Here is a 21912-nt window from a genome sequence, read left to right on the forward strand (position 1 = left end):
ACAGCAAGGAGTCGCCGGATGGCCAACGCCCGCAGACTGCGGCGCACGCTCACCGTCCTCGTGGCCCTCGCACTGGCCGGCGTGGGGATCTACATCACCTCACTCGTGCTGAACCGCAACGACAAGCCCATCGTGGAGGGCTGCACGGCGCCGCTCGGCGACTCCCCGCAGCAGCTCGCCACCGACCAGACGGCGAATGCCTCGCTCATCGCCGCCATCTCGGTGCGCCGCGGCCTGCCGCCCCGGGCCGCGACGATCGCGATCGCGACGGCCCTGCAGGAGTCCAAGCTGCGCAATCTCAGCTACGGCGACAGCGCCGGCCCGGACTCCCGGGGCCTCTTCCAGCAGCGCCCCTCCCAGGGCTGGGGCACCGAGGCGCAGATCATGGACCCGGAGTACGCGACGAACGCGTTCTACGACGGGCTGGTCAAGATCAGCGGCTACCAGGACCTGTCCATCACGGAGGCCGCGCAGAAGGTCCAGCGCTCCGGCTTCCCCGAGGCGTACGCCCAGCACGAGGACACGGGCCGCGCCTTCGCCTCGGCGCTGACGGGCCAGTCGCAGGCAGCGCTGACCTGCACCCTCCGCAAGCCGGACGCCGCGGGCGACCCCTCCGCCGTCAAGTCCCAGCTCACGCGGGCCTTCGGCGCGCTGCCCGCGACGGCCGGCGGCCGCACGGTCACCGTGCGGGCGCAGGGCACGCAGGGCTGGTCGGTGGCGCAGTGGGCGGTGGCCAACGCCAAGGCGCTGGCGATCACCCAGGTCGACTGCTCGGGACACAGCTGGATCCGGGACGGGAACAAGGGCTGGACCGACTCGGCCGCGCCCGATGGCACCGTGACCGTGACGGTGGCCGCCGCGCCCTGACGCCGGGCTCTCAGACGAGGATTTCGACGACCGGCGTGAGGTAGCTCCTGAACGCCTCGCGGTCCTCGAGAAGCCCCTGGCTCATGATGACCTTGTCCGCATTGACGAGCCACGCCCGGTCCTCGGACAGCGGGAGCTCGATGATCGTGAGGGTGAAGTCCCTGGCAGACGGGCCCACCTCGAGCTGGCGCTCCTCGACGATCTCCCGCAGCACCGAGGTCGCATCGCTGGCCTCGCGCTCCTTCTCGAGACGCTCGTACTCAGCCCGCCGCTCGCGCGCCCAGGTGAGCGCCGCCCCGAAGTGGGCCTGGAGGGACCGCTGCAGGGCCGGGGTCGTGCCGAAGGCAGGGAACTCGGGCGGCTCGACTGCGGGGCTCATCTCGGGGTGGTTCTCGATGAGGTGCTGCCACCAGGCCTCCCACTCGCGCCGGAGGGCAGGGAGGCCGCCCACGTGCTGCATGAGCTGGTGATGGTCTGCCTCGCGGACCCGGGGCTGCGCAGGGGCCACCGGGGGCATCCCGGCCCCTGTGAGCCCCGCGTGGTCCTTCAGGTAGAGCGCGAGAAGCAGGGGGCCGGACGTGTCCATCGTGATCCGCCAGCCGGGTCCTCCGGTGTGGTGCATGGGTTATTCGCTTCCTTGCCGGTCTTCTCTCAGTGTATTCCCGCCGCGGCACCCGCGGCCCCGGCACCGGCGAGTCCGACGCTGGCGACCTGGGCCCGGACCACCTCCGTGCACAGGTCGGCATCGAGCCACCTGCCGTGCAGCATGGCGTGCAGGCCGAGGCCCTCGACCGTGGCCAGGAGCCGCTCGGCCTCCCGGACGAGGTCCTCCTGCGCGAGCGCGGGACACAGCCGCACCAGCGCGCGGCCCAGCGCCGCCGCGACGGCACGGTGGCTCCGCTCCGCCGGGGGTTCCAGCTCGGGCCGGGTGCGGGCCGCGAGCTTGAACTCGGTCCACACGCACAGGTCCACGGCCCGCGCCTCGTCGAGCGGCAGGAGCTGGCACAGCTGTGCCACACACCCGTCCTCCGCCGTCCCGTGCGCGGCGGCCCCGGCGGCCTCGAGCCGGCCGAGCACACTGTCGGTAACCGCATCGAACGCATGGGCCGCGAGTTCCGCCGACGAGCCGAAGTAGTGCCGCACGGAGCCGACGACAAGGCCAGCCTCGGCCGCGACCTCCCGCAGCGAGACGCGCCCCAGTCCGTCCGCGATGACGATCCTCTTGACCGCCTCCACGATCTCCTGGCGGCGCAGGGCCGCGTCCACGTTTCTGGGCACCCCCTGTTCCTAGCACACTTGTGCGTCCGCGCGCCTCGGGGCGCGGTCCGGGGCACCGTCTTCGGCCCAGTAATGTTCGGGGATCTCGATAGGATGGGCGCATGCGCATCCTCGTCACCGGCGGCACCGGCTACATCGGCTCCCACACGGTCCTGACCCTCCTGGTGGCCGGGCACGACGTGGTGGCGGTCGACAATCTGTCCAACTCGAGCCCCGAAGCGCTCCGGCGCGTCGGGGAGCTGGCCGGGCGCGAAGCCGCCTTCGTCCAGGCAGACATCACGGACGAGGACGCCCTGGACACGGTCTTCGCCGAGCACTCCCCCGAGGCCGTCATCCACTTCGCCGGCCTGAAGGCCGTCGGCGAGTCGGCGCAGATCCCCCTCGACTACTACTTCAACAACGTCGCCGGCACGATCGCGCTCCTGCGGGTCATGGAGCGCCGCGGCGTGCGCACCATCGTCTTCTCCTCCTCCGCCACGGTCTACGGCGACCGCAACCCCATCCCGTACGTGGAGTCGATGGAGATCGGCGCCATGAACCCCTACGGGCGCACCAAGGAGCAGATCGAGGACATCCTCACCGACCTCGGCGCCTCCGATCCGACGTGGCGCATAGCACTGCTGCGCTACTTCAACCCGGTCGGCGCACACCCCTCCGGCCGCATCGGCGAGGACCCGCAGGGCATCCCGAACAACCTCGTCCCCTTCATCGCGCAGGTCGCGGTGGGCCGGCGCGAGAAGCTCATGGTGTTCGGCGGCGACTACGACACGCCGGACGGCACGTGCCAGCGCGACTTCATCCACGTCGTCGACCTCGCCGAGGGCCACGCCGCCGCCCTGGACTACCTCGGCGACCACGACGGCGTGCACCGGTGGAACCTCGGCTCCGGAACGGGCACCAGCGTGCTCGAGATGCACCACGCCTTCGAGAAGGCCGTGGGCGAGCCGATCCCCTACGAGATCGCACCCCGCCGCGCCGGCGACCTCCCGGCCTTCTGGGCCGACGCCTCCGCCGCCCACGCCGACCTCGGCTGGTCGACCTCGAGGACCATCGAGCAGATGTGCGAGGACCACTGGCGCTGGCAGAAGAACAACCCGATGGGCTACCAGGCCTCCTGACCGGCCCCGGCTCCGAACCGTTTCGGGTACGCATCTCGTCGCCCATAACCCGTTTCGGGTACGAGGAGCGGCGCGGCTTCCGCTCGTGAACCGCGCCCTGCTCGCGGATCCACCAGGGCTCGGCTCGCATTCCGGCACATACGACGACGGCCGGCGCCTTCCAGCGGAAGGCACCGGCCGTCGTCGTACCCGAAACCCCCGAATCCCGACGAGATGCGTACCCGAAACGGGCGGTGGGCCGGGGCGGGCGCGGAGGGCGGGAGCGGGGCGGGGGGGAAGGGTCAGCGCGCGGGGTAGTCCCGGTGCGCCTCGCCCACGTAGAGCTGGCGCGGGCGCCCGATCTTGGTCTGCGGATCCTTGATCATCTCGCGCCACTGGGCGATCCAGCCCGGCAGGCGGCCGATCGCGAAGAGCACCGTGAACATCTTCTCCGGGAAGCCCATCGCCTTGTAGATGAGGCCCGTGTAGAAGTCCACGTTCGGGTAGAGCTTTCGCTGGATGAAGTAGTCGTCCGCGAGGGCCTTCTCCTCGAGGCGCATCGCGATCTCGAGGAGCTGGTCGTTGCCGCCGAGCTTGCCGAGGATCTCGTGCGCGGTCGCCTTGATGATCTTGGCGCGCGGGTCGTAGTTCTTGTAGACACGGTGCCCGAAGCCCATGAGCCGGACGCCGTCCTCCTTGTTCTTGACCTTCTCCATGAAGTCCTCGGGCTTGATGCCGTCGGCCTGGATGCGGCGCAGCATGTTCAGCACGGCCTCGTTGGCGCCGCCGTGGAGCGGGCCGAAGAGCGCGTTGATGCCGGCCGAGACGGAGGCGAACATGTTCGCGTTCGCGGAGCCGACGAGGCGCACGGTCGAGGTCGAGCAGTTCTGCTCGTGGTCCGCGTGCAGCACGAGCAGGAGGTCGAGGGCCTTGACCACGAGCGGGTCGAGCTCGTAGGGCTCGGCGGGCAGCCCGAAGGAGAGGCGCAGGAAGTTCTCCACGAGGTTCATGGAGTTGTCCGGGTACAGCAGGGGCTGCCCGATGGACTTCTTGTGGGCGTACGCCGCGATGACCGGCAGCTTCGCCATGAGGCGGATGGTGGAGAGCTCCACCTGCTCCTCGTTGAACGGGTCCAGCGAGTCCTGGTAGAACGTCGACAGCGCGGAAACGGCCGAGGAGAGCACGGGCATCGGGTGCGCGTCCCGCGGGAACCCGGCGAAGAAGCTCTTGAGCTCCTCATGCAGCAGGGTGTGCCGGCGGATGCGCTGGTCGAACGCGTCGAGCTCGGCCGGCGTCGGGAGGTTCCCGTAGATGAGGAGGTAGGAGACCTCCAGGAAGCTCGAGTGCTGTGCCAGCTGCTCGATCGGGTAGCCACGGTAGCGGAGGATGCCCTCATCGCCGTCGATGAACGTGATCGCGGAAGTCGTGGCTGCGGTGTTCATGAAGCCCGGGTCGAAGGTGACGGCGCCCGTCTCCTTCAGCAGCTTCGAGACGTCATAGCCGTCATTTCCCTCGACGGCGGCGATGCGGGGAAGCGGGAGCTCTCCCCCTTCGTGGCGCAGGACGGCGCCATTCATCTCAGTCATGGTTCCCCTTCATGGGTAGCTCGCAACCCTCTAAAGCTACTCCGAGATCCTTCTCCGGACTAATTGATACCGGCGGTCCGGTGGTCCCGGACGGGCCCCGGGGACGGTGCCGGGGCCCCTGACCGCTAGCGCTCGGTGAGCCTCTCGACAGCCGCGTCGATGCGCTCGTCGCTGCCCGTGAGGGCCACGCGGACGAACCCCTGGCCGGCCTCCCCGTAGAACACGCCGGGGCCGACGACGATGCCGAGGCCGGCGAGCCGGCCCACGGTCGTCCAGGTGTCCTCCCCCGCGGTGCACCACAGGTAGAGGCCGGCTTCCGAGTGCGAGAGCGTGAGGCCGAACGCCTCGAGGGCAGGCAGGAGCCGTTCGCGCCGGGACCGGTAGAGGTCCTTCTGGGCGAGGACGTGCGCCTCGTCGCCGAGGGCCACGCGCATGGCCTCCTGCACGGGGTACGGCATGATCATGCCGGCGTGCTTGCGGCTGTTGACGAGGTTGGGCATGAGCTCCGGGGCGCCGGCAACGAACGCCGCGCGGTAGCCGGCGAGGTTGGACTGCTTGCTCAGCGAGTACACGCTGAGCAGGCCCGTCAGGTCGCCGCCGCTCACCCGGGGGTCCAGCACGGACGGAACGGGCTCGCCGCCGCGCTGCACGTCCCACGCGCCCCAGCCGAGCTCCGCGTAGCACTCGTCGGAGGCGACGACGGCGCCGAGCTCGCGGGCACGGTCGACGACGTCGCGCAGCTGGGCGGCATCCCGCACCGACCCGGTGGGGTTGCCGGGCGAGTTGACCCAGACGAGGCGGACCCGGGCCCGGGTGGCCCCGTCGAGCTCGTCGAGGCTGTCCGCGGCGACCGCCGTGGCGCCGGCGAGGCGCGCGCCGATGTCGTAGGTCGGGTAGGCGACGGTGGGCCGGACGACGACGTCGCCCTCGCCGAGCCCGAGCAGGAACGGCAGCCAGGCCACGAGCTCCTTCGAGCCGACCGTGGGCATCACGGCCTGCTCGTCCAGCCCCGTCACGCCGCGACGGCGGGCGAACCACTCGACGACGGCCTCACGCAGCGCGATCGTGCCGTGCACGGTCGGGTAGCCGGGGGCGTCGGCGGCGGCGCGCAGCGCCTCCTGCACCACCTCGGGGGTGGGATCGACGGGCGTGCCGATCGAGAGGTTGACCACGCCGCCGGGGTGCTCGGCCGCCGTCGCCCGGTAGGGCGCCATGGCCTCCCACGGGTAGTCGGGCAGGTCGAGGCCGAACTGCCTCGTAGAGCTGGGGCGGTTCCGCACGCTCAGCTGTCGGCGCTCTGCGGCGGCAGGGCCGCCACGAGGGGATGGTCCTTGTGGGTGTTGCCGAGCTTCGCGGCGCCGCCGGGCGAGCCGAGGTCGTCGAAGAACTCGACATTGGCCTTGTAGTAGTCGCTCCACTCGTCCGGGACGTCGTCCTCGTAGTAGATGGCCTCGACCGGGCACACCGGCTCGCACGCGCCGCAGTCGACGCACTCGTCGGGGTGGATGTACAGGGACCGCTCGCCCTCGTAGATGCAGTCGACGGGACACTCCTCGACGCAGGCCTTGTCCTTCACATCCACGCACGGCTGTGCGATCACGTATGTCACGGTGCCACCCTCTCTTCCGCCACTACTACCGGGCCGATTGAGCCTATTATCTCTCGCCCGGCCGCCGCCACTCCAACGTCACACGGGGCCACCCCGCCCCGCGCCTACGATGGAGCATGCCTTCCACCCCGGCGGACCTCCTCCGTTCCCTCCCGCTCGGCACGCGCGTGGTCGTGCGGGCCAGGGTGCCGGGCGGATTCAGCGATGCGCTGGGGGATCTGGTGGCGGCCGACGGCGATGCCGTCACCGTGCGCACAAGGCGCGGCACCGCCGTCGTGCGCCTCGGCGACGTGGTGGCGGCGAAGCCGGTCCCGCCCGCGCCGGAACGCCGCGGGCGGCGGCCGCAGGAAGGCTAAGGCTAGGGCTGCACCATCCGCTGGTTGGTGTTGGTGTAGCTGATCGAGTCCGCCGTGGCACCGACCAGGCCCATGGTGACCCTCAGCAGGCCGGGTGCCACGTCGTCGAGCGGTGGAGGCGTGTCGGTGCCGAGCGCCAGGCTGCGCCCGTTGGAGGTCGTCGCGGTGGCCGATCCCAGGTACACGCTGACATGCCCGCTGAGCACCATCTTGTCCGCGGAGGTGACGAGGCCGGGGCCGTTCGCGTGCCGCACTGTGAGCGAGAACCCCGTGATGGTGATCGAGTCCGCCGTGATCTTCAGCACGCGTTCGCCGCTGCCGTCGGCGGTCGGCACGGTGACGATGCCGACCGAGCTCAGCCCAGTGAACGAGATGCTCTGCGAGCCCATGGAGGCCGGGGTCTTGGTGAAGATCGGCGTCCCGCTGTCCCGCGGCGCCGCCACCGGCGCGGTGGACGTCGGGTCGGGGGTCGCGGTCGAGCTGGGGCTGGACGTCGGTCCCCCGCCGGGAACCGCCGGGAGGCTGGGGCTCGCCCCCGTGCCCGGCAGCAGGGTGCCGGGCAGGGCCGGGAGCCCGGGGACGGCCGGGGCCTGGGTCGGAGAGCCCGGCGCCGGCGCCGACGGGCTCGGCGTCGAGGTGGGGCAGGAGACTAGGAGCGGCACGCACAGCGCCGTCGGAACGCTGTCCGGGGCCCGTGCGGCGCCGAGGGTGAAGGGCAGCGCCAGGACCGAGCCGGTCAGGACGGCGGCCACGGCGCGGGTGCGGCGCATGGTCACTCTGCTCTCTTTCCTCGCGTCACTCCCGGGCCCATCCACGCGACGACCAGTACCCCGCCTGCTCCCGCGAGGAGCATGCCGACGATGAAGCCGCCCATGTTCACCCCGACGAGGGAGTAGATCGCGACCACGAGGGTCAAGACCCCGTAGAACACGTGGTGCGCCGGCATGGTGACCGACAGGACGCCCAGCAGCACCAGCGCGATCGGGATGACGGTGGCCTGGAGTCCTTCGATCCCGAGCTGGATGTGCAGGTGGCCGAGGTCGAGCTGCCCGGAGAAGAACATCTCCACCCCGCCGAGCGCGGCCAGCAGGCCGCCGACGAACGGCCGACTCCGGCGCCACTCCCGGAATCTGCGGGTCCGTCCGGGGGCCTCGCCGGTCACGGGCTGCACGGGGATGCCCTGGTCCGTGGTCATCGCGGCGCGACGGCTCAGAAGCATCCCTTGGACCCATCCGTCAGCTGCATGCTCATCCCGGTCAGGGTGAACACCGAAGCCTGCGTGCTCCAGGCCGTCTGCTGCAGGTTCGTGATGGAGATGCTGCCGGAGTCCTGCGCGAAGTCGCCGGCCGAGCCCTTCGCAGCCGTGTTGACCGTCGAGGCGTCCACGCCGATGCGGATGTTGCCGAAGGCCGCATCGCCCTTCAGCCCGGTCATCCCGATCTGCAGGTCGGAGGCCGAGGCGGGGTTGCCGCCGCCGCCGGCCTTGATCAGCACGCCCACCTTGCCCAGCGGGGTCTCCGTGACCACGGCCTGGCACAGGTCAGAGAGCGTGGCGCTCTTGATGTTGGCGATCGCGACGGCGTGCTCCTTGCCCTCGGTGTCCTTGGCGACGCCGGCGTACTGGGAGAACCCGGTTCCGTTGAGCTTGGAGGCGCCGATCTGGAACTGGCTGCCGGACACGGCGAAGGAGACCGGCACCGCACCCTCGGCAACGCCTCCCATCAGGAGCGAGGCGGCGAGCGCAGCGGGCACCGCGACGAGGACGATGCGGCCAGCGTGGGAGGCGCGCATCCTGCGGACGCGCTGCGAGACGGGGAACTTCATTGATCCTCCTGGAACAGGGCCCACCCCGAGCGGCGGGAACTTGGACGAAGATACCGAGCCTATTGACCACTAGTCAATAGGCGTCCGGGGTGCCTTTCCGCAAGTCAGTAGACTTTCTTCTGTGTCCGAACCGCACCGCGCCCGCCTCAGCCCCCAGGACCGGAGGGCGCAGCTCGTCGCGGTCGGAGTGAACTTCCTGATCGACCACACGCTGGACGAGCTGACGATGGACGAGCTGGCCCGGAGGGCCGGCGTGTCGCGCCCGCTGGTGTTCCACTACTTCGAGACCCGCCAGGGCATGCACCTCGCGGTGGTGACGACGGCGCGGGACAGCCTGCTCGTCGCGAGCGCTCCCCGCCAGGACCTCGCGCCGCGCGAGCGGATCCGGGACACGCTGCTGAGGATCACCGTGTTTGTGCAGGAGCACCGCGGCACCTTCTACTCGCTGGTCAGGGGCACCGCCAGTGGGGACCCGGCGGTCCGGAAGATCGTGGACGAGTCACGGGAGCTGAACGCCGAACGCCTGTCGGATTCCTTCATCGAGCTGGGCCTCGCGGACACCGCGGTGCTCCGCATCGCGCTGCGGTCCTGGGTCGCCTTCGCCGAGGAGACCCTGGTCAGCCTCGCGATCGAGCGGGACACGGGTGCCGACGACGTGGTGCGGTTCCTGGAGGCCTCCCTGCACGGCATGGTCAACGCGGTCCGCGACCAGAGGCTCTGACGGCCCCGGCGCCGGAAGCCGCCTACTCCTCGACGGCGTCGGGCAGCGTGCGCAACCGGAAGAAGGGACCGGCCGCCACGGGGAGGACGGCCAGGAGCTGGCCCGCGATGCCGGTCCACAAGGTCGGGACGAGCCCCCACTGCTCCCCGAGCCAGCCGCCGAGCAGCGAGCCGAGGGGCATGACCCCCCAGACCGCGCAGCGGATCGAGGCGTTCATCCGGCCGAGAAGCCGCGGGGGGCACACCCGCTGCCGCATGCTCACCTGCATGACGTTGTAGACGATCACGCCGAAGCTCATGGCGAACTCGCCCACGCTGAGCAGCACCAGCGCCACCGGGCCGGGCCCTGCAGCGAGGGCGAGCGGGAAGAGGACCACCCCGGCGCCGCCCACCATGAGCCCGAGCGGCAGGAGCGGGCCCTCGCCGATGCGGGCGGCGAGACGCGGCGTCGCGAGGGCGCCGAGGAGGCCGCCCACGGACCCGATCGAGAGCATGACGCCGAGCCCCGCCGGGCCGAGGCCGAGTTCCCGCAGGATCACCAGAGGCATGAGGACATAGGCGAGGGAGGAGAACAGGTTGCTGGTGGCCGTGCTGGCGACAATACGCCGGATGAGCCGGTGGGAGGCCACGAACGCGGCCCCCTCGCGGATCTCCGCCGCCAGGCTGCTGCCCTCGCGGGGCACGGGGGGCTCCTCGGTGTCGTGGACCCTCGTCAGGCACAGGGCGGAGGCGAGGTAGCCGCCGGCCTCCGCGGCGAACAGCACGGGCGCGCTCACGAGGGTGAGCAGGAATCCCCCGAGCGCAGGACCGCCCATACGGGCCACCTGCGCGGTCGCTTCGAGCTTGCCGTTGGCCTCGGCGACCTGCGCACGGTGCACGAGGAGGGGGATGTAGCTCTGGTACGCCACATCGAAGAACACGGTGGCCACACCCACTACGGCCGCGACGACATACAAGTGCCACATCTGCAGCGCCCCAGCCCACCACAGCACGGGCACCGCGGCCATGGCGGCCATCCGGACCAGATCGGCGCGGACCATGGTGCGCCGCTTGAGCCAGCGGTCCACCCAGGCGCCCGCGGGAAGCCCCACCACGAGGAACGCGGCCATCGCGGCGGCATTGAGCACCCCGAGGTCCATCTCGTCGGCACCGAGCAGGCTCACGGCCAGCACGGGGAGGGCGAGCTGGCCCAGCTGGACGCCGAGCTGGCTGACGCCCTGCCCTGTCCAGAAGGCGAGGAACGAGGGGCTGCGGACAAGGGCGGGAGCCACATCGCCCGGGGTGCGGGAGGCCATGCGGCCAGTGTGGAGCCAGTGATTGAGAACTGTCAATCACTCGCGGCTAGAGTAGGCCCATGACCGAGTCGGACGAGGCGGCCAAGGGCCGCGCGCTCAGCTCCCCGCTGCGGCTGCGCATCCTGCGCATGTGCCTCCACCATCCCCGCACCAACAAGGAGATCGCCGACCTCCTCGGCATCAATCCCGCCACCTGCCTCCACCATGTGCGCACCCTCGTGGGCACCGGATTCCTCGAGGCGCTCCCGGCGCGGCGCGGCAACCGGGGGGCCAAGGAGGTGCCCTACCTCGCGACGCGGAAGTCGTGGGGCCAGCAGGTGGAGGACGTCTCGCCCATCCTCATCGAGACCTTCGTCCAGGAGACGGCAGCCCTTCCTCCCGAGGACATCGAGGTCTGGAGGCTCGGGCTCAGGCTCAACGAGCAGCACCGGTCCGAGCTCATGGCACGGCTGCGCGAGGTGGTCGACGAGTATGTGGCCATGCCGAGCGACCCCGATGGGGAGGCCACGTCCCTCATGATCGCCCACCACAGGGACCCCACGGCGGACTGACCCCGCTCCCCCGCCCCACTCCTTGCGTTTCGGGTACGCATCTCGCCCCGGTTTTCCCGCTTCGGGTACGCAGACGACGCCGGCCGGTGCCTTCCGCGCGGAAGGCACCGGCCGGCGTCGTACCCGAAACCCCTAAAAGGCGACGAGATGCGTACCCGAAACGGGTTGGGGGTCAGGCGCGGGCGCGGCTGCGGGCGGCCTTGAGGCGCTCGTTCGCGTCGAGGATGACCTTGCGGATGCGGATCGCCTCCGGCGTGATCTCCACGCACTCGTCCTCGCGGGCGAACTCGAGGGACTCCTCCAGCGTGAGGGTCTTCGGCGGGGTCAGGCCCTCGAAGTTGTCCGCGGTGGAGGAGCGCATGTTGGTGAGCTTCTTCTCCTTGGTGATGTTCACGTCCATGTCGTCGGCGCGGGAGTTCTCGCCCACGATCATGCCCTCGTACACCTCGGCCGTGGGCTGGATGAAGAAGGTGCCGCGTTCCTGGAGGTTGATCATGGCGAACGGGGTCGCCACGCCGGCGCGGTCGGCCACGAGCGAGCCGTTGGTACGGTACTCGATCTCGCCCTGCCACGGCTCGTAACCCTCCGCGATCGAGGACGCGATGCCCGCGCCGCGCGTGTCCGTGAGGAACTTGGTGCGGAAGCCGATCAGGCCGCGGGACGGCACCATGAACTCCATCCGGACCCAGCCCGTGCCGTGGTTGGCCATGTTGGTCATGCGGCCCTTGCGCGCGGCGAGGAGCTGCGTCACGGCCCCGAGGTACTCCTCGGGCACGTCGATCGTCATGTGCTCCATCGGCTCGAGCACGTGCCCGTCGACCTTCTTGGTCACGACCTGCGGCTTGCCGACCGTGAGCTCGAAGCCCTCGCGGCGCATCTGCTCGACCAGGATGGCCAAAGCCAGTTCACCGCGGCCCTGGACCTCCCACGCGTCCGGACGCTGGGTCGGCAGGACGCGGATCGAGACGTTGCCGATCAGCTCCTTGTCGAGGCGGTCCTTGACCTGACGCGCGGTGACCTTGGCACCCTTGACCCGGCCGGCCAGCGGCGAGGTGTTGATGCCGACGGTCATGGAGATGGCGGGGTCGTCGACCGTGATGAGCGGCAGCGGGCGCGGGTCGTCCACGTCGGTGAGGGTCTCGCCGATGGTGATGTCCTCGATGCCGGCGACGGCCACGATGTCGCCGGGGCCGGCGGACTCGGCGGGGACCCGCTCGAGGGCCTTCGTGGCGAGCAGCTCGGTGACCTTGACCGTCTTGAGCGACCCGTCGTGGCGGGCCCACGCGACCTGCTGGCCCTTGCGGAGCGTGCCGTTGTAGATGCGCAGGAGGGCGAGGCGGCCGAGGAACGGGGACGCGTCGAGGTTGGTCACGTGCGCTTGGAGGACGCCCGCGGGATCGTACGTCGGAGCCGGGATGTGCTCGAGGATCGTGGCGAAGAGCGGCTCGAGGTCGCTGTTGCCGGGCGCCTGGCCGTTCGCGGGCTGCTCGAGCGACGCGGCGCCGACCTTGGCGGCGGCGTACACGACCGGCACGTCCAGCACCTTGTCCAGGTCGAGGTCCGGGACCTCGTCCGCGAGGTCGGAGGCGAGGCCGAGCAGGAGGTCCATGCTCTCGTGGACGACCTCGTCGATGCGCGCGTCCGGGCGGTCGGTCTTGTTGACCACGAGGATGACGGGCTTGTGGGCCGCGAGCGCCTTGCGGAGCACGAAGCGGGTCTGCGGGAGCGGGCCCTCGGACGCGTCGACGAGGAGCACCACGCCGTCCACCATCGACAGGCCGCGCTCGACCTCGCCGCCGAAGTCGGCGTGGCCCGGGGTGTCGATGACGTTGATGGTGATGCCCTCGGGCTCCCCGGCCTTCGCCGCGGACGGGCCGGCGTAGCGCACGGCCGTGTTCTTCGCGAGGATGGTGATGCCCTTCTCGCGCTCGAGGTCGCCGGAGTCCATGACGCGCTCCTCGACCTCACCGTGGGAGGCGAAGGAGTTCGTCTGTCGCAGCATGGCGTCGACCAGGGTGGTCTTGCCGTGGTCGACGTGCGCGACGATGGCAACGTTGCGGAGGTCGGTGCGGGAAGCGGTGGACACAGTTTCAGTCATACGCGTGAGGCTCGATTCGGGTGGTTCGCGACTTGTCCGGCGCCCGACGCGTGACCCGTCAGGTCGGGCCGGAGGCACAGCGGAACAGACCCCGTTGAGGGCCAGCACCTACAATTTTACTCTCTCGCCGGGGTCTGCCCGTCCGCCGGGTCCTTGGACATTGGCGCGACGGGGCCCGCGCCCCGCATGATAGGGATGATCGACTCTCACAGAGGACAGGCATGGACCGAGCCCGACGTCGCGCGAACCGCCCGGCCGCGGCCGTGCTCGTGGCCCTCCTGGCGGTCCTCCTCACCGGCTGCGAGGCTTCGCAGGTCCTCCCCCCGCCGTCCCCCGAGCCGTCCGTCCCGGCACCGGCCCCGGCACGGGCCGTGGACAACCCGGCACCCGTCCTCTTCGGCAGCGCCCCGCTCGTCCTCTCCCCGCGCACGACGACGGCCAGCCGGCTCACGCCCGCAGCGTACCTCCCGCTCGGGTCGCTCTCGAGAGATCCGGTCACCCAGCGCATCGAGCCGGTCCTCGGCAGCCTCTCCCGCACGGCAGTGCTCATCGGAGACTCGCAGTCGGTTCCCCAGGACAGCTGGGTGCGGGGCGGGCTCCGGGGCGCGGGCTACTCGGTCTACTTCGCCGGCGCCGGCGGCACCGGGTACACGGTGGGCAACCGACGCGTGCACGCCTATGTCGACGCGCTGCGGCGGGGCGACTGGCGCCTGCCGGCCGGGGCCCCGCGGCTCGTGGTCGTCGAGGGTGGCGGCAACGACGCCACCCGCGGTTCCAGCAACGCGGCGATCGCCGCCGGCGCCAGGAACCTCATCGCCGAGCTGCGCCGCACCTACCCCGGGGCGCGGATCGTCATGGTGGGCACGCTCGCCCGCGCGGCGGCCGACGGAGGCGGGCGCCGCACCCGTGTCGACACCCTCCTGCGGCGCACCGCCGACGGCCTCAAGGTGCCGTTCGTGAGCTGCGGCGACTGGATCTCCCGCTACCACCTCAAGGGCGAACTCGCCGACAGCGTCCACCTCAAGCCCGCTGGGCGTGCCCGGCTCGCCCCGGTGCTCGCGGCGGCGCTGAAGGCGCGGGGCCTGGCCATCACCTAGCCAGGCCCCGGAGCGTGGGTCAGTCGATGCCGCTCGTGGCGAGCAGCTCGCGCAGTTCACGCCTCTCGCGCTGCTTCTCCGGATCGGGCAGCGGGACCGCCGCGAGCAGGCGCTGCGTGTACGCCTCCTGCGGATTGCGCAGGATCGCATCGCGCGAGCCCTGCTCGACGATGCGGCCGCGCTGCATGACGCAGATGTAGTCCGCGAGCACGTCGATCACCGCGAGGTCGTGGGTGACGAAGAGGCACGCGAAGCCCAGCTCCTTCTGGAGCGCCTGGAACAGCTCGAGCACCTTCGCCTGCACCGAGACGTCGAGGGCGGACGTGGGCTCGTCCGCGACCATGAGCTTCGGCTTAAGCGAGAGCGCACGGGCAATGCCCACGCGCTGCTTCTGGCCGCCCGAGAGCTCGTGCGGGTACCGGTTGCGGTACGCGCGCGGGAGCTCGACCTGGTCCAGGAGCACCTCGACCTTCTTCTGCAGCTCGGCGCCCTTCGCCACGCCGGCGAGGAACATCGGCTCGCCGATGGACTCGCCGATCGGCAGGCGGGGGTTGAGGGACGACGACGGGTCCTGGAACACCATACCCACAGAACGCCGGATCTCGTGGAGCTCCCTGGAGTTCTTCTTCAGGTTGGAGATCTCGCGCCCGGTGACCTTGAGCGAGCCCTCCGCGACGGGGAGCAGGCCCACGGCGGCACGGCCGATCGTCGTCTTGCCCGAGCCCGACTCGCCCACGAGGCCCACAACCTGGCCGGGGTAGACCGTGAGGTTGGCTCCCTCCACCGCCCGGAAGGCCGCGACGCGCCCCTGCTTGGGGTACTCGATCGCGACGTTCTCGAGGGACAGGACCGGTTCCCCGCGCCCCGCGGCCGCGGCGGCGTGCGACGCCAGCGCGCGCTCGTTCTCCCGCTCGCGGGCCGCAAGCTCGGCCGCGTCCACCGCCTCGAGCTCAGCGCCGGTGGCCGCTGCGAGCGCGGCCGTGATGTCGACGTCGTCCGCGTCGCCTTCCCCGCCCTGCCCGAGGTGCGGGACCGCGGCCAGCAGCGCCTGGGTGTAGGGGTGCTGGGGCCGGTGGAAGATCTCCTCGGCCGAACCGGTCTCCACGATCAGGCCACGGCGCATCACAGCGATGCGGTCGGCAAGGTCCGCGACCACGCCCATGTCGTGGGTGATGAGGATGACGGCGCTGTTGAGCTTGTCCTTGAGGTGGCGCATGAGGTCGAGGATCTCGGCCTGCACCGTCACGTCCAGGGCCGTGGTCGGCTCGTCGGCGATGAGCAGCTTGGGGTCGCAGGAGAGCGACTGGGCGATCATGGCGCGCTGGCGCTGGCCGCCCGAGAGCTGGTGGGGATAGGACTTGAAGGCCTTCACCGGGTCGGGCAGCTCGACGAGCTCGAGCATCTTGATCGCCTTGGCCTTGGCCTCGTCCGGGGAGACGGCGCTGTGGAGCCGGATGGTCTCCACGATCTGGTTGCCGATCGTGTAGACGGGGTTGAGCGCCGTCATCGGCTCCTGGAAGATGACCGCGACGTCGTTGCCGCGCACGCTGCGCGTCGCTGCCACGCGGTCCTTGCCCATCAGCTCGCGGCCCATGAGCTTCACGCTGCCCGAGACCCGGCTGTTGGAGGGCAGGAGGCCGAGGAGCGCCATGGAGCTGGCCGACTTGCCCGAGCCCGACTCGCCGACGATCGCGAGGACCTCGCCCGCCTTGACCTCGTAGTTGAGGCCGATCGCGGCGGGCACCCATTCCTTCTCGACGCCGAAGTCGACGCTCAGGTCGTTGACTTCGAGGACCTTCTGGCCCTTCACGAGGTCCGCTGCGACCTTCTCGCCCTTGTTCCGGGACCTGCGGGGCTCCCCCGCTGTGCCGAGGTTCTCAGCCATCGTTGTGCTTCCTTCCGTCCGCCGCCCCGCCCGAGCGCCTCGGCTCGGGGAGCGGAATCCTGCATTCGATCAGACGTCCTGCATCATGGGGGGCATGAGCACGATGCACCATGCCGGCCCGACGGACGTCTACAGGGCCCGCAGCAACAGGCTGCTGGCCCTCCTGCTGTGGGCGCTCGCCGCCCTGGGCCTGGTGGTCACGCTCGTTCAGGCCGGGCTGCCCGGTCTGCGCTTCATCGCCCCGCTCGCCCTCATGGCGTACGCCGGCTGGGCGCTGTTCTGGCGCCCCGCCGTGGTGGTGAGCGATTCCGGCGTCGAGCTCGTCAACCCGGCGCGCCGCATCGGCGTGCCATGGGAGGCCCTCGCGTACGTCGACACGAAGTACGCGCTCACCCTCGGTACGGCGGCCGGCCGATTCGCCGCATGGGCCGCGCCCGCGCCGGGCGCGCTCGGCGCCCGTCGCGCCCAGCCGGAGCACCTCGTAGGCCTGCCCGAGAGCAGCTACGGTCCGGAGCACACGGTCCGCCCGGGCGATCTGGGGAACACCGTCTCCGGCCAGGCGGCCATCCTCGTGCGCCGCCGCTGGGCCGAGCTCATGGAGCGCGGTGCGGTCACCGCGGGCCGCGCCGACGAGACGCCCGTGTCCCACAGGATCGAGTGGGGCATCGTGGTGCTCGGCGTGGTCCTCGTGGCGGCGGCCGCGGTGACGATCCTGGCCTGAGCCCGCGAGCGGGCGCACGGCCGTCAGGGCACGCACGTCAGACGTTCCTGCCGCTCGGGTCCTCGGTCCGACGCTCGGGGGCTCCGCCGAACGCCTCGCTGTCCGGCACGTAGCCGGACACGGAGCTCACGCCCTCGCCGACGTCCATCGCGGCGGCCGGAGCGAGCTCCGGGCCGGCGCTCGCGTGGGTGCGGCGCGACTTGGCCTTCTTGGCGTTGAACTTCTTCTGGCGCGGGTCGAACGCGTCCCGCAGGCCGTCGCCGATGAAGTTGATGCACAGGCAGATGAGCACGATGAACAGGCCCGGCCACCAGAAGAGCCACGGCCGGGTCGAGAAGGCCTCCTGGTTCTCGGAGATGAGCAGGCCGAGCGACGTGTCGGGGGCCTTGACACCGACGCCCAGGTAGGACAGCGCGGTCTCGAGGAGGATCGCGGAGGACATGATGAGCGTGCCGTTCACGATCACCACGCCCACGGCGTTGGGCAGGATGTGCTTGAAGATGATCCGGGCGTTCGAGGCGCCCGAGATGCGCGCCGCGTCGACGAACTCGCGCTCGCGCAGTGAGAGGAACTCGCCGCGGACCAGACGGGCCAGGCCGACCCAGACCACGAAGCCCAAGAAGATGCCGAGCACCACGACGCCGTTGTTCGCCGCGAACTGGGCGAACCACGTGCCGGAGTCGCGGCGGCCTGCCGTCTGGGACATGACGGCCGCGAGGAGCAGGACGGGAATGATGATGATGATGTCGGTCAGGCGCATGAGGACCGCCTCGACCCAGCCGCGGAAGTAGCCCGCGAGGGCCCCGACCACAACCCCGATGATTCCGGCCACGAGGCCGATGATGACCATGATGATGATCGACTGCTGGGCGCCGCGCATCGTCATCGCGAACAGGTCGCGTCCGATCCGGTCCTGCCCGAACGGGTGCTCGCCGAAGCTGAACGGCGCGAACGTCCAGGTGGGGGTGCCGTCGTTGACAAGCGGGGTCACCTGGTCGTGCTGGAACTTCCACCAGCCCGGAATCGGTCCCCAGCCCTCGGACGAGAACGCGAGGACGAAGATGACGGCGAAGACGATCAGGCCGACGAGCGCTCCCGTGTGGCCGAAGAAGCGCTTGCGGACGATCTGACCGAGGCTGAGGCCCTTGGCCTCCACCACGGGCTCGATGCCCGCCGCCGGCTCCGTCCGCTGTGCGGGGGCCGGGGTGCCGGCCACGGTCTCCTGCTGCTGAGACTGCTGGCTCATGTCACTTCACCCTAACGCGAGGATCGAGCGCGGAGTACACGAGGTCCGCGATGAGATTGAAGACGAGGGCGGTGACCGCCACGCACAGGAACACGCCCATGACGGGGTTCGGGTCCACGTGCGAGATGCCGTCGAGGAACATGAAGCCCATGCCCCGCACCGAGAAGACCGTCTCGGTGATCACCGCACCGCCGATCAGCTGGCCGATGTCCAGCGCGACCACGGTGGCGATCGGGATGAGCGCGTTGCGGAACGCGTGGCGCATGACGACGCTGCGCTCGCTCACGCCCTTGGCCCGGGCCGTGCGGATGTAGTCCATGTTCATGACCTCGAGCATCGACGAGCGCGTGTAGCGCGTGTAGCTCGCGAGCGAGACGAGGATGAGGGCCACCGTGGGGAGGATGAGGTGGGTGAACGAATCGATCCCGGAGGTCCAGAAGTCGCCCTGGAGGTTCGGCGTCGAGGCGCCGATGGTTGCGATCGGGCGGCCGCGGATCTTGCTGCTGTCGAAGTAGGCGGGCCAGGACTGCATGAAGCGGTCCAGCATGATCAGGCCCGCGACGATGAACGCGGTGATCGCGCCGACGCGCATGCCCTGGCCGCGGTCGTAGCCGCCCCAGAAGTATCCGGCGGCGAGGCCGAGGGCGACCGTGATCACCGCGAGGATGAGGATCATGAGCGGCGTCGCGAGGTCCAGCAGCGGCTGGATCGGGAAGTACAGGATGGCGCCGACGACGACCATCGTCAGGCCTGCGTAGAGCGCGCGGCGGTTCTGCAGGCCGGCCGCCAGCACGGTCACGCCGAAGGCGATGCCCACGCCCGCGATGAGGATGACGCCGAGGCCCAGGCCCGGGAAGCGGAACCACTGGGTGAGGTCTGCGATCACCAGGACGACGGTGACGAAGGCGAACACGATGCCGCCCACGATCGCCCTCCGCCGCAGCTCGCCGCCGGCGGCGACCGCGGCAATGAGGCCGAGGACGAGCCCGATGCCGAGCGCTACCGGGAGGGGGATGTTCGGATGCGCGAGGAAGTTGTTGAACCCGATGGCGCCGTACTCCTTGAGCAGGACGGCGACCCAGAAGATCGGGAGCGAGAAGAAGAGGAAGGCCATGAACGTCACGCCGTAGTCGAGCGCGCTGTACTGGCGCAGGGCCGTGATGATGCCGAGCGCGACGCCGATGAGGATGGCGAGGATCGTGGCACCCGTGACGAGGGTGAGGGTCTGGACGAGGGCCTGGCCGAGGGCCTGGGTGACCGGCTGGCCTGCGATGTTCTTGCCGAGGTCACACTGGCCGACGAGGCACCCGGCGGCGCCGCCGAGCCACTTGAAGTAGCGGATGGGCGCGGGGGTGTCCAGGTCCAGGAGTTGGGAGCGCGACTGCATGAGCTGCGCGGCGTTGGGGGCAGAGCTGGCGCGGAACTCCGCTAGCGGATCCCCGGAGAGCGCGGTGAGGATGTACACCAGGAAGGACGCTCCGAGAAGGATCAGTGCTGCGGTGATGAGGCGCCGGACGACGTAAGTCACCATGTTGTGTTGTACCTCTAATGTGGTCCGCCCCGGAAGGATGCGGGGCGACGCTTTGGGGGCCGTCGGCTTCGCCACGCGGTCGGCGCGGCGCCCGGCGGCAGGTGGCGGGATCTGCCGGGGGCGCTGCGAAGCGCCGGGACCCACGAGCTCGGTCCCGGCGCTCCGCTGCGCATCAGAACTCCGGAAGCTACTTGGTAGCCCACTCCCAGAAGTTCCACCAGACGCCGGTCTGGTTCGGCATGTACTTCACGCCGGTGACCTTGTCGCTGTACGCGTCCACCCCCACGGACTGGAACAGCGGCAGGCCGTACGAGGAGGCCCAGATCTTCTGGTCGATCTGCTTCTCGAGGTCAACCTGCTTGCTCTGGTCCGTGGTCTGGATCAGCTGGTCCATGAGCTGGTCGGCCGCCGGGTCGGAGAACTTGTTGAAGTTCGAGCCGTTGCCGGTCTTGAAGATCTGCGGGACACCGGAGACGCCCACGCCCGGGTTGATCCAGCCGAAGATGGTGGCATCGTAGCCGCCCTTGCCGAGCGCCTTGCCCCAGTCGGACTTGCCCAGACCGCCGTCGACGATCTTGAACCCGGCCTTCGACGCGCTGGCGGCGATGAGGGTGTAGGCGTCAACGCGGTTCGGGTTGTCCTTGTTGTACATGATGCGGATCGTCGGGGTCTTGCCGGCAAGGAGCTGCTTGGCCTTGTCGATGTTGACCTGCTGGAAGTCGGCCGAGCCGTTGTTCTTCACCGAGTCCGCGTAGGCGGCCTGCTGCGGGACGAAGATCTGCGAGTCGAGCGGCTTGGCGTTCGGATCGAGCTTCTTGATGATCTTGTCGACGATGTCCTGGCGCGGGACGGTCAGCATGAACGCGGTGCGCACATCCTTGTCGGCGAGCGGACCGGAGAAGTTCAGGTCGATGTGGTCGTAGGAGAGCTGGTTGCCCTGGTCGACCGTGACGCCGGGGATGGCCTTGAGCTGCTCGACCGTGTCGGACGAGGCCTGCGGGGCGATGATGTCGGCCTCGCCGTTCTTGAGCGCCTGGACCTGCGCGGGCGCCGAGCCGATGTACCGGACGACGATCGAGTCGACGTTCGGAGTGGGGCCCCAGTTGTAGTCCTTGTTGCGCACCAGGGTCATCGACTGGTCCGGGACGATGTCCTTGACGATGAACGGGCCGTTCGAGAGGAACAGGCTCGTGTCGCTCGGGAGGGTCTTGGTGTCGAAGCCGGTGTTGTAGAAGTCGGCGGCCTTCTTGAGCGTCTCGTTCGCCGGCTGCGGCTTGGACGGGTCGCCCTTCTTGACGCCCTTCATGAGGTCATAGAGCGCCTTGCCGTCGGAGAGGCCCGCGTGCTTCGCCACGACGTTCGAGGGGATGTCCACGACCGAGCCGAGCGCGATCTCCCAGTCGGCGAACGGCTTGGTGTACTTGAGGGTCATCGACTTGCCGTCGGAGGACACCTCCGGGAACTCCGTGTTGTTCAGGCCCGTGGTGTCACCGGCCGTCGAGAAGTAGGAGGTTCCGGTCTTGGCCTTGGGGTCGGCGTCGTCGTACCAGCCGGAAGCTGCCGCCCACTGGAGGGCGACGTCGTACGCCGTGACGGGCGTTCCGTCGGACCACTTCACACCGTCGTTGACCGTGTACTTGACGGTCAGCGGGCTGTCGGAGACCTTCTCGAGCTTGCCGAACTTGTCGTTGTGGACGACGTTCAGCTTGTTGTCGATGTAGTAGAAACCCGAGTGCGTCGGGTAGCTGATCTTCGAGTTGATGTCGGTGTTGCCGTCAGCCGTGTTCGAGTTGAACGTGTTGAACGCGTTCACCTCGACGACCGTGACGGTACCCCCCTGCTTGGCGCCGGCCGATGCGGTGCTGGTATTCGAACCGCCGCCCTGGGTCGCGCAGGCGCTGAGCGCGACCGCGGCAACCGCGGTGACGCCCACCGCCTTGGAAATACGCCCGAAACGCATTCCGCCTCCTCTAGTGCTTCTGTAGACGTGTGCCGGTACCCCGGCCGCAGGCGGACCCGCCTTCCCCAGCGGATGGCGTGGCGCGCCTCACATGACCGACAGACTAGCCCGCCGCTGAGCGGGGTGGCTACGAAAGTTCCGTTTCAGATCACCGTCGTTATCAAGATGCAACATATCTTTCAGGTTCTGGG

21 protein-coding genes are annotated in these 21912 nt (G+C 70.0%); 7 read left to right on the plus strand and 14 right to left on the minus strand.

Going from position 1 to position 21912, the window contains the following annotated elements:
* Window positions 1-18 precede the first annotated feature (18 nt).
* Window positions 19-867, plus strand: coding sequence for a hypothetical protein (locus ACVWWH_RS11765; RefSeq protein ID WP_457316704.1), 849 nt, complete (start codon window positions 19-21; stop codon window positions 865-867).
* Window positions 868-877: 10 nt separating this feature from the next.
* On the opposite strand, the gene ACVWWH_RS11770 is transcribed toward ACVWWH_RS11765, so the two are convergent.
* Together ACVWWH_RS11770 and ACVWWH_RS11775 are read right to left on the minus strand one after the other, a co-directional pair.
* Complete coding sequence (locus ACVWWH_RS11770; RefSeq protein ID WP_457316705.1) at window positions 878-1489, minus strand: hypothetical protein; 612 nt, start codon at window positions 1487-1489, stop codon at window positions 878-880.
* A gap of 29 nt (window positions 1490-1518) precedes the next feature.
* Window positions 1519-2145 (minus strand): TetR/AcrR family transcriptional regulator, encoded by a 627-nt coding sequence (locus ACVWWH_RS11775; RefSeq protein WP_066498997.1) that lies wholly within the window; start codon window positions 2143-2145, stop codon window positions 1519-1521.
* 101 nt (window positions 2146-2246) lie between these two features.
* Here ACVWWH_RS11775 and galE point away from each other — a divergent pair, with 101 nt between their 5' ends.
* A complete protein-coding gene (gene galE, locus ACVWWH_RS11780) occupies window positions 2247-3263 on the plus strand; it encodes a UDP-glucose 4-epimerase GalE (RefSeq protein ID WP_457316706.1) in 1017 nt (338 codons plus the stop codon).
* A 281-nt stretch (window positions 3264-3544) separates the two neighbouring features.
* On the opposite strand, the gene ACVWWH_RS11785 is transcribed toward galE, so the two are convergent.
* From ACVWWH_RS11785 to fdxA, 3 genes are all read right to left on the minus strand, one after another.
* Complete coding sequence (locus ACVWWH_RS11785; RefSeq protein WP_457316707.1) at window positions 3545-4828, minus strand: citrate synthase; 1284 nt, start codon at window positions 4826-4828, stop codon at window positions 3545-3547.
* 125 nt (window positions 4829-4953) lie between these two features.
* Window positions 4954-6108, minus strand: a complete 1155-nt coding sequence (dapC, locus tag ACVWWH_RS11790; protein ID WP_457316708.1) for a succinyldiaminopimelate transaminase — start codon at window positions 6106-6108, stop codon at window positions 4954-4956.
* 2 nt (window positions 6109-6110) lie between these two features.
* Window positions 6111-6437, minus strand: a complete 327-nt coding sequence (fdxA, locus tag ACVWWH_RS11795; protein WP_066499004.1) for a ferredoxin — start codon at window positions 6435-6437, stop codon at window positions 6111-6113.
* A gap of 116 nt (window positions 6438-6553) precedes the next feature.
* Between fdxA and ACVWWH_RS11800 the strand changes: the two genes are divergently transcribed.
* Window positions 6554-6793 carry a putative acetyltransferase gene (locus ACVWWH_RS11800; RefSeq protein ID WP_457316709.1) on the plus strand — a complete coding sequence of 80 codons (240 nt, stop codon included), beginning with the start codon at window positions 6554-6556 and terminating at the stop codon, window positions 6791-6793.
* Between the two features lie 2 nt (window positions 6794-6795).
* Here ACVWWH_RS11800 and ACVWWH_RS11805 read toward each other — a convergent pair whose 3' ends face one another.
* The 3 genes from ACVWWH_RS11805 to ACVWWH_RS11815 are packed head-to-tail and all read right to left on the minus strand — an operon-like array spanning window position 6796 to window position 8617.
* Window positions 6796-7563 carry a hypothetical protein gene (locus tag ACVWWH_RS11805; RefSeq protein ID WP_457316710.1) on the minus strand — a complete coding sequence of 256 codons (768 nt, stop codon included), beginning with the start codon at window positions 7561-7563 and terminating at the stop codon, window positions 6796-6798.
* A 2-nt stretch (window positions 7564-7565) separates the two neighbouring features.
* Window positions 7566-8012, minus strand: coding sequence for a DUF6114 domain-containing protein (locus ACVWWH_RS11810; RefSeq protein ID WP_447419386.1), 447 nt, complete (start codon window positions 8010-8012; stop codon window positions 7566-7568).
* Window positions 8003-8617: a DUF6230 family protein gene (locus ACVWWH_RS11815; RefSeq protein ID WP_447419387.1), complete on the minus strand. Its 615-nt coding sequence runs from the start codon at window positions 8615-8617 to the stop codon at window positions 8003-8005. The genes ACVWWH_RS11810 and ACVWWH_RS11815 overlap by 10 nt, the downstream gene beginning before the upstream one ends.
* 121 nt (window positions 8618-8738) lie before the next feature.
* Here ACVWWH_RS11815 and ACVWWH_RS11820 point away from each other — a divergent pair, with 121 nt between their 5' ends.
* On the plus strand, window positions 8739-9338 hold the full coding sequence (locus ACVWWH_RS11820; RefSeq protein WP_457316711.1) for a TetR/AcrR family transcriptional regulator: 600 nt from the start codon (window positions 8739-8741) through the stop codon (window positions 9336-9338).
* A gap of 22 nt (window positions 9339-9360) precedes the next feature.
* Here ACVWWH_RS11820 and ACVWWH_RS11825 read toward each other — a convergent pair whose 3' ends face one another.
* Window positions 9361-10632 (minus strand): MFS transporter, encoded by a 1272-nt coding sequence (locus tag ACVWWH_RS11825; RefSeq protein ID WP_457316712.1) that lies wholly within the window; start codon window positions 10630-10632, stop codon window positions 9361-9363.
* 59 nt (window positions 10633-10691) lie between these two features.
* Between ACVWWH_RS11825 and ACVWWH_RS11830 the strand changes: the two genes are divergently transcribed.
* Window positions 10692-11183 carry an ArsR/SmtB family transcription factor gene (locus ACVWWH_RS11830; protein WP_457316713.1) on the plus strand — a complete coding sequence of 164 codons (492 nt, stop codon included), beginning with the start codon at window positions 10692-10694 and terminating at the stop codon, window positions 11181-11183.
* A gap of 172 nt (window positions 11184-11355) precedes the next feature.
* On the opposite strand, the gene typA is transcribed toward ACVWWH_RS11830, so the two are convergent.
* On the minus strand, window positions 11356-13281 hold the full coding sequence (gene typA, locus ACVWWH_RS11835; protein ID WP_447419393.1) for a translational GTPase TypA: 1926 nt from the start codon (window positions 13279-13281) through the stop codon (window positions 11356-11358).
* Between the two features lie 221 nt (window positions 13282-13502).
* Here typA and ACVWWH_RS11840 point away from each other — a divergent pair, with 221 nt between their 5' ends.
* Entirely contained in the window at window positions 13503-14378 is an 876-nt protein-coding gene (locus tag ACVWWH_RS11840; protein WP_457316714.1) for an SGNH/GDSL hydrolase family protein, read from the plus strand.
* A 19-nt stretch (window positions 14379-14397) separates the two neighbouring features.
* On the opposite strand, the gene ACVWWH_RS11845 is transcribed toward ACVWWH_RS11840, so the two are convergent.
* Complete coding sequence (locus ACVWWH_RS11845; protein WP_447419395.1) at window positions 14398-16263, minus strand: ABC transporter ATP-binding protein; 1866 nt, start codon at window positions 16261-16263, stop codon at window positions 14398-14400.
* A gap of 94 nt (window positions 16264-16357) precedes the next feature.
* Here ACVWWH_RS11845 and ACVWWH_RS11850 point away from each other — a divergent pair, with 94 nt between their 5' ends.
* Window positions 16358-16984, plus strand: a complete 627-nt coding sequence (locus tag ACVWWH_RS11850) for a PH domain-containing protein (protein ID WP_447419396.1) — start codon at window positions 16358-16360, stop codon at window positions 16982-16984.
* A gap of 37 nt (window positions 16985-17021) precedes the next feature.
* On the opposite strand, the gene ACVWWH_RS11855 is transcribed toward ACVWWH_RS11850, so the two are convergent.
* From ACVWWH_RS11855 to ACVWWH_RS11865, 3 genes are all read right to left on the minus strand, one after another.
* A complete protein-coding gene (locus ACVWWH_RS11855) occupies window positions 17022-18230 on the minus strand; it encodes an ABC transporter permease (protein WP_447419397.1) in 1209 nt (402 codons plus the stop codon).
* Between the two features lies 1 nt (window position 18231).
* Window positions 18232-19761 carry an ABC transporter permease subunit gene (locus ACVWWH_RS11860; RefSeq protein ID WP_457316715.1) on the minus strand — a complete coding sequence of 510 codons (1530 nt, stop codon included), beginning with the start codon at window positions 19759-19761 and terminating at the stop codon, window positions 18232-18234.
* Between the two features lie 187 nt (window positions 19762-19948).
* On the minus strand, window positions 19949-21721 hold the full coding sequence (locus ACVWWH_RS11865) for an ABC transporter family substrate-binding protein (protein WP_457316716.1): 1773 nt from the start codon (window positions 21719-21721) through the stop codon (window positions 19949-19951).
* Window positions 21722-21912 lie beyond the last annotated feature (191 nt).

The organism is Sinomonas sp. RB5, assembly GCF_054063535.1.